This window comes from Microbacterium sp. SWDP-B6 (assembly GCF_059803615.1).
In genome coordinates this window covers 37,039-48,674 of the sequence record NZ_JAPFGV010000008.1, presented here as the reverse complement: position 1 = coordinate 48,674, position 11,636 = coordinate 37,039, and the positions used below count along the sequence as shown (strand labels likewise).

The 11,636-nt window shown below is 69.0% G+C and carries 13 protein-coding genes and 2 pseudogenes; 6 read left to right on the top strand and 9 right to left on the bottom strand.

Annotated features, from left to right (window positions below):
• The first annotated feature begins 29 nt into the window (after positions 1 to 29).
• Positions 30 to 353, top strand: a complete 324-nt coding sequence (locus OPU70_RS11835; RefSeq protein WP_153302115.1) for a cupin domain-containing protein — start codon at positions 30 to 32, stop codon at positions 351 to 353.
• Between the two features lie 64 nt (positions 354 to 417).
• On the opposite strand, the gene OPU70_RS11830 is transcribed toward OPU70_RS11835, so the two are convergent.
• The 5 genes from OPU70_RS11830 to phnD all read right to left on the bottom strand — a co-directional run bounded on the left by OPU70_RS11830 (position 418) and on the right by phnD (position 4,486).
• Positions 418 to 1,044 (bottom strand): TetR/AcrR family transcriptional regulator, encoded by a 627-nt coding sequence (locus OPU70_RS11830; protein WP_228385624.1) that lies wholly within the window; start codon positions 1,042 to 1,044, stop codon positions 418 to 420.
• An 8-nt stretch (positions 1,045 to 1,052) separates the two neighbouring features.
• Positions 1,053 to 1,817 carry a tyrosine-protein phosphatase gene (locus OPU70_RS11825; protein WP_079111979.1) on the bottom strand — a complete coding sequence of 255 codons (765 nt, stop codon included), beginning with the start codon at positions 1,815 to 1,817 and terminating at the stop codon, positions 1,053 to 1,055.
• On the bottom strand, positions 1,814 to 2,707 hold the full coding sequence (gene phnE, locus OPU70_RS11820; RefSeq protein WP_231567516.1) for a phosphonate ABC transporter, permease protein PhnE: 894 nt from the start codon (positions 2,705 to 2,707) through the stop codon (positions 1,814 to 1,816). Before phnE ends, OPU70_RS11825 begins: the two co-directional genes overlap by 4 nt.
• On the bottom strand, positions 2,691 to 3,443 hold the full coding sequence (gene phnC / locus OPU70_RS11815; RefSeq protein WP_311877642.1) for a phosphonate ABC transporter ATP-binding protein: 753 nt from the start codon (positions 3,441 to 3,443) through the stop codon (positions 2,691 to 2,693). Before phnC ends, phnE begins: the two co-directional genes overlap by 17 nt.
• A gap of 140 nt (positions 3,444 to 3,583) precedes the next feature.
• Complete coding sequence (gene phnD, locus OPU70_RS11810) at positions 3,584 to 4,486, bottom strand: phosphate/phosphite/phosphonate ABC transporter substrate-binding protein (protein WP_042540639.1); 903 nt, start codon at positions 4,484 to 4,486, stop codon at positions 3,584 to 3,586.
• A 169-nt stretch (positions 4,487 to 4,655) separates the two neighbouring features.
• Here phnD and OPU70_RS11805 point away from each other — a divergent pair, with 169 nt between their 5' ends.
• Positions 4,656 to 5,006 (top strand): TraR/DksA family transcriptional regulator, encoded by a 351-nt coding sequence (locus tag OPU70_RS11805; RefSeq protein WP_309692843.1) that lies wholly within the window; start codon positions 4,656 to 4,658, stop codon positions 5,004 to 5,006.
• 109 nt (positions 5,007 to 5,115) lie between these two features.
• Here OPU70_RS11805 and OPU70_RS11800 read toward each other — a convergent pair.
• The 3 genes and pseudogenes from OPU70_RS11800 to OPU70_RS11790 form a co-directional block, all read right to left on the bottom strand.
• A pseudogene (locus OPU70_RS11800) lies at positions 5,116 to 6,189 on the bottom strand (serine hydrolase domain-containing protein); the annotation flags it as partial.
• Between the two features lie 41 nt (positions 6,190 to 6,230).
• A pseudogene (locus OPU70_RS11795) lies at positions 6,231 to 6,557 on the bottom strand (serine hydrolase); the annotation flags it as partial.
• 103 nt (positions 6,558 to 6,660) lie between these two features.
• Complete coding sequence (locus tag OPU70_RS11790) at positions 6,661 to 7,233, bottom strand: ArsR/SmtB family transcription factor (protein WP_079111975.1); 573 nt, start codon at positions 7,231 to 7,233, stop codon at positions 6,661 to 6,663.
• A 101-nt stretch (positions 7,234 to 7,334) separates the two neighbouring features.
• On the opposite strand from OPU70_RS11790, the gene OPU70_RS11785 reads away from it, so the two are divergent.
• The 4 genes from OPU70_RS11785 to OPU70_RS11770 all read left to right on the top strand — a co-directional run bounded on the left by OPU70_RS11785 (position 7,335) and on the right by OPU70_RS11770 (position 11,074).
• Positions 7,335 to 8,204, top strand: a complete 870-nt coding sequence (locus OPU70_RS11785; protein WP_079111974.1) for a hypothetical protein — start codon at positions 7,335 to 7,337, stop codon at positions 8,202 to 8,204.
• On the top strand, positions 8,201 to 8,956 hold the full coding sequence (locus OPU70_RS11780; RefSeq protein WP_079111973.1) for a polyamine aminopropyltransferase: 756 nt from the start codon (positions 8,201 to 8,203) through the stop codon (positions 8,954 to 8,956). Before OPU70_RS11785 ends, OPU70_RS11780 begins: the two co-directional genes overlap by 4 nt.
• Positions 8,953 to 9,792 (top strand): SDR family NAD(P)-dependent oxidoreductase, encoded by an 840-nt coding sequence (locus OPU70_RS11775; RefSeq protein ID WP_498557854.1) that lies wholly within the window; start codon positions 8,953 to 8,955, stop codon positions 9,790 to 9,792. The genes OPU70_RS11780 and OPU70_RS11775 overlap by 4 nt, the downstream gene beginning before the upstream one ends.
• 280 nt (positions 9,793 to 10,072) lie before the next feature.
• Positions 10,073 to 11,074, top strand: coding sequence for a magnesium and cobalt transport protein CorA (locus OPU70_RS11770; RefSeq protein ID WP_042540628.1), 1,002 nt, complete (start codon positions 10,073 to 10,075; stop codon positions 11,072 to 11,074).
• 12 nt (positions 11,075 to 11,086) lie between these two features.
• Here OPU70_RS11770 and OPU70_RS11765 read toward each other — a convergent pair whose 3' ends face one another.
• Entirely contained in the window at positions 11,087 to 11,614 is a 528-nt protein-coding gene (locus OPU70_RS11765; protein WP_309692829.1) for a cytochrome C5, read from the bottom strand.
• Positions 11,615 to 11,636: the final 22 nt, after the last annotated feature.

The following is an 11,636-nucleotide window of genomic DNA, read 5'->3' as shown; positions in this document are numbered from 1 at the left end:
TGGCTAGCCTCGGCCAGCAAGGAGGACCCATGGCCATCGCACCCGTCGACGTGGCCCTCGATGCGAACATCGAGGGCCACCTGATCGGCTCACCCGTCAGCATCATCCGCGAGTTCACCTCGACCCTCGGCAGCGGGCCGCGACTGCACCGGCATCCGTACGTCGAGACCTTCGTGATCCACCGAGGCCGCGCGCTCTTCACCGTGGGCGACGAGCAGGTCGTCGGATCCGGAGGACAGGTGCTCGTCGTCCCGGCGCTCGTCAGCCACCGTTTCGAGGTGCTCGACGGCGGCACCTATGAGGCCACCCACATCCATTCGAGCGATCGGTTCATCACGGAGTGGCTGGAGTAGTCACTCTTCTCGTCACCAGGCGTGCGATCTCCAGCCGGATGAACTCGGCGACCCGCACACCCGGTCAGACCACCATCCCGCGCCAGATCACCTCGACGGCAGCCCTCAGACGGGCGGCGACCGCAGGGTCGTCCATCCGGTCGCCGCGCACGACGATCTGGTAGTACGCGGTGCCGGCGATCGCATCGAAGCACGCGTCGACGTCGAGATCCGGGCGCAGCTCACCGCGCGCGATCCCTGCGCGCAGCGCGTTCAGCAGCGGCACCCGCCTTCGCGACACATGTGACTGCCAGTACGCCTTCTGCAGTGCACGGTCCGACATCACGAGCCGGATGCGCTGACGGAATCGCTCCTCCGCATACCCGGATGCCGCGACCGACAGAGCCACTCCGCTCTCGCCGAGCCCGAGCCCGTCGAACAGCGCATCGCGAAGATCGACATCGTCCGGATACTCCGGCGGCACCATGCGACCCACGTCGAGCGCGGCCGCGATCAACGTCGTGAGCGACGGCCATCGGCGGTACAGCGCCGCCCGACTCACCCCGCTCCGCGCGACCACGCGGCTGACGGTCACCTCCTCCCCCGCGTCGATGATCTCGAGCGTCGCGGCGACGATCTGCCCGTCGATGTCCTCATCACGCGGACGGCCGGGGCGGCGGCGAACCGCAGCCCCGACAGCATCCTGTGCCACAGCCGTGATCACACCAGCGCCCGCTCGCGAAGACGCGTGATCGTCGCGTCCGACAGCCCTGCCGCTCGCAGCGGTGCGAGAGCATCGCCGTGCTGCTCGCGCAGCGTGTCGAGCAGGGTGCGCATCGACACCTCCATCGAGCCTTCGAGCAGCGCCGCGCTGGCCCCGGCGGCACCCGCGTCGAACCCGAGCGCCTTCCACATCGCGCCCATCACCGGAGCGGTGCGCTGCATGATCGCGACCATGTTGCCGCCGGTGAGGGCATAGTCGGCGACGATGTCGTCATCCGCCGCACCGAGAGCGAGCAGCAGCATCGCCGCGACCACACCGGTGCGATCGCGCCCGGCCGCGCAGTGGAACGCCGCGGTTCCCGGTGTGTGCGCGATCACGTTCAGCGCCGTGACCAGCTGCGGTGCGGCGACCTCGACCATGCGCAGGTACATCCGCCCCATCGCGTCGTGGGTGAGCTCGGGGGCATCCCGGTTCATCGACTCTCCGACATCCGCGATCAACGGCAGGTGGTGGTAGGCCACGGGGTACTCGGCGAGAGGGCCGCGACCGGTGACAGACACCTCCAGCGGCGAGCGCAGGTCGATGATCGCGGTGAGCCCCGCGGCGACGAGCTGTGCGGCGACGTCCGTCGTGACGTAGGCGAGGTCGTCGGTGCGAATGGCGAGGCCCTCGCGCAGCACGCCGCCGTCGATCGGAATGCCGCCGAGATCGCGCAGGTTGACGGGGGCGCTGAGCACCAGGTCGATGTCGGCGATGGTCATGTGATTCTCCTTCGGATGAGGGCGCTGCCCTGGTCGATCGCCGTGACGAGCACGATGATGCAGATGATGATGGCGCTGAGGTGTCCGTAGTCGTACATGCGCATCGCGGTCGTCAGCTCGAGGCCGATGCCACCGGCGCCGACGAGACCCAGGATGGTCGCGCCGCGCACGTTGCCCTCGAACAGCAGCAGCGTGTACGAGGTCAGCAGGGGTGCGGACTGCGGCAGGATGCCGTATTGGATGACCTGCCGCTTCGAGGCGCCGACGGCCTCCATCGCGACGACCGGCCCGCGGTCGACCTGCTCCATGGCCTCGGCGAAGATCTTGCCGATCGATCCGATCGATCCGAGGGTCATGGCCAGGATGCCGGCGAACGGGCCGAGTCCGACGGCCGAGACGAACATGAGCGCGAACACGAGATCGGGCACCGAGCGGATGATGTTCATCACCCATCTCGTCGGGTAGTAGACCCACTTCGGCGCGATGTTCGACGATGCGCCGAACGCGGCGAGCAGCGACAGCACGGCGCCGAGCACCGTGCCGACGACAGCCATCTGGAACGTCTCGAGCAGCAGCGCGAGGATGGTGCCGATCTTCGAGAAGTCCGGCGGGAACAGCCGGGAGAGGAACTCGCCCATGTTGATGGCGCCGTCACCCAGCTTGATGAAGTTGAACTCGGCGCCGTTGAACGACCAGATCAGCAGCAGCGCGGCGATAGGCAGGCCGATCAGGAAGCGAGCCCGCGGGATGCGGAACGCGCGCTCCAGGCGCGAGCGCTCCCCGGCATCCAGGGTCGGGCGAGTGGACGGCCGGTCGGCCTTGCCGCCTGGGCCATCCGTCGAGCGGCCCGCCGGGCCATCCGTCGAACGGGGATCAGTGGTGAGCGTCATCGTCGTGCTCCTCGTCGTCATAGAGCGGCGCGAGTGCCGCGGCATCCAGCTGCGATGTGGCGCCGGCGACCAGCATCCGTCCGTGCCGCAGGCCGATGATGCGGTCGCTGTGCGCGAGGGCGAGCGGCAGCACATGCAGGCTGACGAGCACCGGGATGCCGTCTTCGGTGGCGATCTCGCGCAGCAGTTCGAGCACCGAATCGGCGAGCTTGGGGTCGAGCGATGCGACCGGCTCGTCGGCGAGGATCACCTTGGGCTGCTGCATGAGCGCCCTGGCGATCGCCACGCGCTGCTGCTGGCCGCCCGAGAGCGACCGCGCAGGGGCAGTGGCCTTGTGAGCGATGCCGACGCGGTCGAGCAGTTCGAGCGCGCGGCGGCGATGCGCGGTCGAGAAGCCGCCCACCAGATTGATCGCGCCGGCGCCGTGCAACGCTCCGGTGAGCACGTTCGTCATGACGCTGAGCCGCGGGATCAGGTTGAACTGCTGGAAGACCTGGCCGACATCCGAACGCAGCGTGCGCAGCTCGCCGCGCGCGAGGTTGGTGACGTCATGGCCGGCGACCCTGACCGACCCCGCAGAGATCGGGGCGAACCCGGTGAGGCTGCGCATGAGGGTCGATTTGCCTGAACCCGAGGCGCCGAGAAGCGCGACCATCTCACCGGGGAACAGGTCGAGGTCCACGCCGTCGAGCACCGTGGTGGCGTCATACGCGACGCTGAGGTCGCGCACCGACACGAGCGGGAGCGCCTGCCGGACTTCGGCCGTGGGCGTGCGGCCGGGGGCGGACGTTTCGTCTCGTCGCTCCGCTCCTCGCTCAACGACCAGGACTTCTTTGCTCGTTGAGCGAGCGGAGCGAGACGAAACGCTCGCACTCGTCATTTCAGGTCCTTGAGCTCGACACCGGCGACCGCCGCGATCTCGGCGAACGACTCGAACGACGAGCCGTCGGGGTCGACCGTCTGCTCGGCCGCGGCGAAGGCACCGTAGGCTCCGAGAGCTTCGGCGTTCTCGGGGGAGAAGACCTCGGCGATGCCGTCCTGGATGAGCTTGCGCGTCTCGTCGTCGAGCGACTGACGTCCGAGCACCGCGCCCTGGATGTCCATGGCCGGGCTCTCGCCCACCGCGCGCCACTCGCCGTCGGCGAAGGGGAACATCGGGGCGCCCAGCTCGGTGAGCATGACAGCGGTGCACGCGGCATCGACCTGCCCCTGCTGCAGCGCCGCGAAACTGCCCTCGTGGCCGCCCGCGAAGATCGCCTCGTAGTCGGTCCCCTGCTCGAGCCCTGCCTCGTGCAGCATGTACACCGGCATGAAGTAGCCCGAGCTCGACGCCTGGTCGGCGAAGGCGACGGTCTTGCCCTCGAGGTCCTCGACGGTCTCGATCGGCGAATCGTTCAGCACGACGCAGGTCGAGACGGGCTTGCCGTCTCCCTGGAAGGCGACGAGTGCGTCGACCTCGCCCGTGTTGACGGCGAGCGCCGAGGGGAAACCGCTCATGATGCCGATGTCGACGTGGTCGGCGCGGATCGCCTCGACCACGCTCAGGTAGTCGGGCACATCGGTGATCTCGACATCGCGGCCGGTGGACTCTTCGAGGAGTTCGGCGAAGACCTCGATCGGGTTCTCAGCGGTGGGGTCGTCGCCGACGGGAAGCGTCGCGATCGTGATGGGAGCGTTCGGGTCGGCGGGAGCCGCTTCGGCGGTCGGGCTCTGGCAGCCGGTCAGGGCGAGGGCGGCGAGGCCGAGGAGGCCGACGGCGGGCAGGGTGAGGCGGCGCATGATGACCTTTCGGGAGGAGGCGTTCCCGAATTCCGAGAACAGGAGTATTCCAACTCGCGAAGGTGACAGGGAATTACGAGACCGCCGTACTCGAAACGGAACGCTGAGTGAACGGCTGGTGTCGGTGCTCGCGGGCACGGATGTCGGTGACCGGGCCTAGAGTGTGCGGATGACCCCTGACGTCCGTGCTCGCCTCGAGCAGCTGCGCGCCCGGGCGGCAGAGCGGGTCGCAGCGACCGGGGCCACCCTCGCCGAGCTGATGCACGACCGGGAGGGGTCGAACGACGACGACGAGCACGACCCCGAGGGCGTCACGCTCTCGTCGGAGTGGTCACGGCTGACGGGGCTCGCCGAGGCGGCGGCATCCGAACTCGCGCAGGTCGACGATGCGATCGCTCGGTGGGATGCCGGCACCTACGGAATCTGCGCGAACTGCGGCCGCCCGATTCCGCAGGCTCGCCTCGAGGTCCGCCCGTTCGCGACGCACTGCGTCGCCTGTGCCGAGAAGCTCGGCCTCTGAGCCGGAGCTCTTGCCGACCTGACGACGTGTCATCGCGGACGGCTCAGCCGTCGTCGCTCGACGACTGAACGCGCCGCGACGCCCGACACCAGGTCACCAGGTCACCGGGTCACCAGAGGAACGTGACGCCCACGGTGAGCACCGCTCCGAGCACGGCGACCGCCCACCAGTACCACGCCCGCCGGCGAGGGAGGAAGGGCAGGCGAGCCCGCGACCCACGGAGGACGAGGAGGCCGATCGCGGCGAGCGCCGGCGCGAACGCGATGCCCCACAGCCAGCCGCCGACGGAGAACCACGGTCCGCTGTGCCAGAGCAGCAGGAGGCCGAAGGCCGCCCAGATCAGGTCGCCGATCGACGGCAGCAGCGCCTTCCCGCGGAACGCGCGGATCAGGGCGACCAGGCTCAACAGCAGTGCGAGCCCGAAGATGCCCCACGCGATGCCGACGGATGCACTGTCGACCGCGGGAATCGGCGCGCCCGACACATACGACATGGCGATGTAGTCGGCCGGGGCCACGGTGTTCGACAGCGCGAGGAAGGCGGTGCCGGCCTCCCGGTCGAGGGTGAGCATGGTGCGGAATCCGCCGGTTCCGCCGTTGTGCCAGGTCTGCAGGCCGTCGCCGTCGAACGATGCCGACGTGATCCATCCCCATCCGATCTCAGCCCCCTCTCCCATGGGCGCGGTCGGGTCGAGGGCTGCTGAGCCTGGGGCGGTGCCGTCGAGGTTGGCCTGCGCCCACAGCGCGAGGTCTGCCGCGGTGGTGAACGTCGACGCACCGGCGGGCAGGTAGCCCTCTCCCCACCACCGAGGAGCGGGGACGCCGTTGATCAGGAATCCGGGCACGGCATCAGCCGGCACCTCGTCGGCCGTCGCCGTGACGACCGTGTCGTCCATGCCGAGCGGTTCCGTGATGCGCTCCCTCAGCAGGGCCGCGTAGTCGTCGGCATCCGCTGCCTCGACCAGCGCCGTTCCGAGCAGCGAGACGGCGAAGTTCGAATAGACCGACCCCTGATCGGGGTCGACCGGGGCGACTGCGGCGTCGGCGATCAGCTGCTCGGTCGTCGTGGTCGCGTAGGGGTTCTCGTTGAGGAGGACGCCGCTCAGTGCCTCCGCCTCCGCCGTGGCGCCGAGTCCGGGCAGCCCCGACGAGTGCTGCGACAACGACGCGAGCGTCACCTCGCCGGCGGCCGTGCCCTCGAGGTCGGGAAGATGTTCGGCGAGCTGATCGTCGGGCTGACCTCTCCGCGCTCGATCGCGTCGGCGAAGAGTGCGCCGGTGAAGGTCTTGGTGATGGATCCGAGCTCGAACACCGTGTCGGCGGTCGGGGCTCCAGTGTATGACGGGTCGGCGTCGCCGAGCCCGGCGAAGACCGCTCCGTCCGGGCCGATCTCGGCGACCGAGAGCGCCCGGAAGCTGTCGAGACTGCCGGGAAGCGAGCGGATGCGGTCGGCGAGCGCCTCATCGCCTGCGGTCGACGCGCTGACGGTCTGCTGCTGCGGACCGATCGCCGCACCGAGCGCGACGCCGACGACCGCAGCGACGCCGATCACGGCGAGGATCGCTCGCGTGGGGCGGCGGCGCGGGGCATCCGCTGCGCTCTGGCGGTCCTGCAGGTCTGGGGACGGGATCGAGGGGGTGGTCACGGTGGGCTCCTCAGCTCGAAGCGATCATGGTCAGGACGAGAAGGGGCACCACGCGGGCAGCCGGCACCTCGTAGTACCCGCGGCGCGGAGAGACGAGCCACCCCGCAGTGACGAGCTGCCGCAGGTGGTGGTAGAGCTGCCCCGACGAGGCGAGGTGCTCGAGCTGCAGCAACTCGGCCGTCGTGTGCGCTCCGCGCATCACCTGCCGCACGAGCTCGATGCGTGCCGGGTGCCCCAGGGCTTCGAGCGGACGGGCGAGATCGCTCCAGTCGTGCGCGAGCAGCCCTTCGGCGTGCAGGCCGTACTGCCAGCGCACCGGCCCCGCCTGCGTCTCGACCGCACCGGCCATCATCACCGCGCCGGGCGCGCGGCGTCCGAGCTCGTTCACGAACCAGAGCGGATCGTCGGCGCCGGTCGGCTCGGGCGCAGCATCCGCCGCCTGCGGTTCCGCACCCGATTCCGCACCCGATTCCGCACGATCAGCGGGTGCGGAGACGTGAGCAGCGAGTGCGGACAGCCGTGCGACCTCGTGCTCGAGGTCGGCCAGTCGGCGCTCGATCGTGCTCTGGTCGTCGGGTTCCATGGTTCGAACCTATCAAAAGTACGTAATTACGGAAAACAGATGCGTGAGAAGGCGGAACCGCGGGCGACGCCGCGAAGCCCGAGAAGTAGGCTGAGGACATCATGGACGAGTTCATCCGGGGCTTCTGGATCTTTGCGGGCAACTACTGGTGGCTCGCCTTCCCGATCCTCGGCATGGCCGGAGGTGCCGCGAAGGCGTGGGAGCGCAGCGCGAAGCGCCGCCACGAACGACGCATCGAGACTCTGCGCCTCAAGGCCGAGATCAAGACCGCCCAACTCGAGGCGCGCAACGGCCGTGCGAAGCGCATCGGCCCGGCCGTCGTCGACACCACGGCATCGGTCACACCGAACACCCTGCTCGAGCGTCTCTTCTCCGAGCACGACGAGATCACCGCCCGCTGGCTCGACTACGAGCTCGACGTCGCGAAGCTCATCGCCTTCCCCGCCATGAGCGACGGCCGCCAGCCGCTGGTCGCCGCCTTCCTGCGGGCCAAGAAGACGGCGGATGCGCTGCGCCCGCCGTCTGCCGACTCGACCGTGACCGAGCGGCAGGTCTCGGAGTACCTCGACGCGGTCGGCGCGTATGCCGTGGCATTCGAGATCGCCGAGAGGGATGCGCGCAGGCTGCGCGACTCGACCTTCACCGAACCCGAGCGCAAACGTCTGGACCGTGCGCAGCAGCTGCTCAAGGTCGCGGTCGACGAATCCGCCACGCAGGCCGAACGCAACGTCGCCTACCGCCGCGTGCGCGACGAACTGGAAGGGCTGATCCTGCTGAGCGACGAGGCCGTGCAGGTGCTCGAGAAGCAGGTGGCCCGTGAGCTGCCCGAGCACGCGACGGCCGCCGCCTCGCCTGCTCCGGAGCCCGAGAGGATCGTCCTGCCCTCCGCGACGAAGACACCCCCGCCCCGAACCAGAACAGCCGAGCCCGCGCAGCCGAACGCGAACGACGACCGGGAGACCCCGCAGTGATCACCCGATTCGAAGAGCTCGACTGGCAGAAGACCCCGATCGGCGAGCTGACGCTGCGCCGACGCACCGAGCCTGCAGTCGGCCAGGAGATCTACGAGGTCAGGCTCGGCGACGAATACCTCATGTCGAGCCTGTTCACGGTGGCCGAGGAGGAGCTCTCGAACCTGGGTCTGGCTGCTGTCGGCGGCGACGGTCTCTCGGTCCTCGTCGGAGGGCTCGGGCTCGGATACACGGCGGTCGCCGCACTGCGAGACGAGCGCGTGGCTTCGCTCACCGTGGTCGATCGGCTCGGGGCTGTGATCAGCTGGCACCAGCGCCGCCTGCTGCCCGTGTCGGCAGAGCTCGTCGACGACCCGCGCACCAGTCTGGTCGAAGACGACTTCTTCGCCCTGGTCCGGGCAGCACCCCGTGAAGACCACCCCGGATACTCCGCGATACTGCTGGACGTCGACCATTCGCCGCGCCACCAACTCGACCCCACGCACGCCGACCTCTACACCGCGGACGGCTTGCGTGCGCTCGACCGGCACCTCGCCGCCGCCGGCGTCTTCGCCCTGTGGTCGGACGATCCGCCCGACGAGGACTTCATGGGCCTGATGCACGCCGTGTTCGATGATGCGGTCGCCCACGTGGTCGACTTCGCGAACGCCGTCACGGGCGGCACCTCCTCGAACACCGTCTATGTCGCGCGCAGCCGCCGTGCGGCGGATGCGGATGCGACCGCCGGGCATGCACAGAGGGTGGCCTCGTGACCCCGAAGACGGTCGTGCTCACCGGAGCATCCGACGGCATCGGCGCAGCCGCAGCGCGCCAGCTCACCGCATCCGGTCACCGACTCATCCTCGTCGGCCGCTCTGTCGAGAAGACGAGGGCGGTCGCCGCCGACACCGGTGCCGAGTGGTTCACCGCCGACTTCGCCAGACTCGACGACGTGCGCGAGCTCGCGACGAAGATCGCCGACACGGTGGGCGACGGCGGGATCGACGTGCTCGCGAACAACGCCGGTGGCATCTTCGGCGATCGGACCCCGACGGTCGACGGCTTCGAGAAGACCCTGCAGGTGAACCACCTGGCGCCGTTCCTGCTGACGAACCTGCTGCTGCCCCAGCTGCGCGCCGGCCGCGCATCGATCATCAACACGTCGAGCGTCGCGCACCGCCTGTTCGCGCGGCTGGACATCGACGACCTCGACAATCGCAAGAACTTCAGCGCGAACAGGGCCTATGGCGACGCGAAGCTCGCCAACGTGTTGTTCACGAAGAGTCTCCACACCAAGTTCCACGGCGAGGGCCTGAGCTCGGTCGCCTTTCACCCCGGCACCGTGCAGACGAACTTCGCCTCGGACTCGAACACACTCATGCGGTTCGTCTACCGCACCCCGCTCAAGCGTCTGCTGCTGATCAGCAGCGAGAAGGGCGGCAGCACGCTGAGCTGGTTCATCGAGGGAACGCCCGACGAGACCTGGATCTCGGGCGAGTACTACGACGAGCGGGTGCTGACGCGTCGCGTGAATCCGCGCATCGAGGATGCCGCACTCGCCGAGGCGCTGTGGCAGAAGAGCGCCGAACTCGTCGGCATCAGCGCCTGAACGCCTCCGCTCCGCCCGGAGATCGCGTCCAGGATGCAGGAGTATGCTGGCGAGTCGGGTCACGTGACCCGTTCAGAGCGCGAGAGGCGGTGACGGCGATGTCCGGTGATAGTTGCGACGCCGCCCCCGTTGCGTCGCGTCTGACGGCATCCGTGCGTTGAGCTTCGGCCCCGCACCTGCACGTCCTGCTTCGCAGCCGTCGGCGGCGTCTTCCGCCCCCTGACGAATTCTGCGCACGCCCTCTCTGATCCGGCGTGCGCCTGCGAGAACGGAGCCAGCCATGGCCCTCATCGACAACGGCGTGTACGTGCACGGACGCCGCGTGGAGACCCCGAAGAACCTCGACGAGACCTACCGGTCGCTCGACGCCCACGGCGGCATCGCGTGGATCGGCCTGTATCGACCGAGCCCCGTCGAGGTCGCCTCGGTCGCGCGCGAATTCGACCTGCATCCGCTCGCCGTCGAAGACGCGCTCTCGGGCCACCAGCGATCGAAGGTCGAGCGCTACGGCGACACGCTCTTCGCCGTGCTGCGCCCCGCTCGCTACCGCGACGAGCAGGAGTCGATCGAGTTCGGCGAGCTGCACCTGTTCGTCGGCCCCGACTTCGTGGTGACGATCCGGCACGCGGAGTCGCCCGACCTCGCGGCCGTCCGCCGCCGCATGGAGGCGCACCCCGAGCTGCTCGCGATGGGACCGGAGGCGGTGTTCTACGCGATCCTCGACGAGGTCGTCGACGGCTACGAGCCGATCGTCACCGGGCTGCTCAACGACATCGACGAGATCGAGGACCAGCTCTTCGGCGACAGCGACGACGACGCCCTGTCCCGGCGCATCTACGAGCTCTCGCGCGAGGTCATCAACTTCCAGCGTGCGGTGCACCCGCTCGCCGGGATGCTGGAGTGGCTCCGCCGCGGCTCCGAGAAGTACCGCATCGACGAGGAGCTGCAGCGGTCGCTGCGCGACGTGCTCGACCACGTCATCCGCGTCAACGAGCGCGTCGACTCGTTCCGCGCGATCCTCGAGAACGCCCTCACGGTGCATTCCGCTCTCGTCGCACGACGGCAGACCGAGGCGGGGCTGGCCCAGAACGACGAGATCAAGAAGATCTCCTCGTGGGCGGCGATCATCTTCGCGCCCACGCTCGTCGGCACGGTCTACGGCATGAACTTCGAGGTCATGCCCGAGCTGCACTGGGCACACGGATACCCGATGGCGATCGGAGCGATGGCCGCCTTCGCGGTCGCCCTCTACGGGGTGTTCAAGTACAAGAAGTGGTTGTGAGGCCGGGCGGGCTCAGCGGTCGTCGCCGCTGAGCCTGTCGAGCAGGTCGTCGATGTCGTCGACCTCGACGGTCTCGACCTCGGCGCGATCGCGCACCTCGATGTTGGCGACCTCGAGGTCGTCGTCGAGCTGCACGAGGATCCGCGAGTCCGGGAACTGCTTCGGCGCGTCGAAGGCGATCAGCACCGCGTCGGCGAACACCACCACGGAGGTGGCCTCGAGATCGTCGCGCAGGTCGATCTGCTCGAGCACCGGCTCGTCGTCGACAGCCTCGTCGATGTCGTCGGCGACCTCGTCGATCACCGCACGCCACCGCGTCTCGGACACCGACAGGATGCGCGTGATCGCCTCGAGCAGCGCGTCGTCGTCGAGTGTCTCCTCGTCGTCCTCCAGCTCGGGATCGACGTTGACCGTCACCACCGCGCCGGCGGCATCGATGGTCGCGCGGCCGTAGATGAGACCGTTCTCGGCGACCGGATCATCGAGAAGGCCGCTGTCGACGATGCGGGCGAGAAGGTGGTCGAGCAGTGACGAGGCCATGAGACCAGTCTTCCACGTCGCC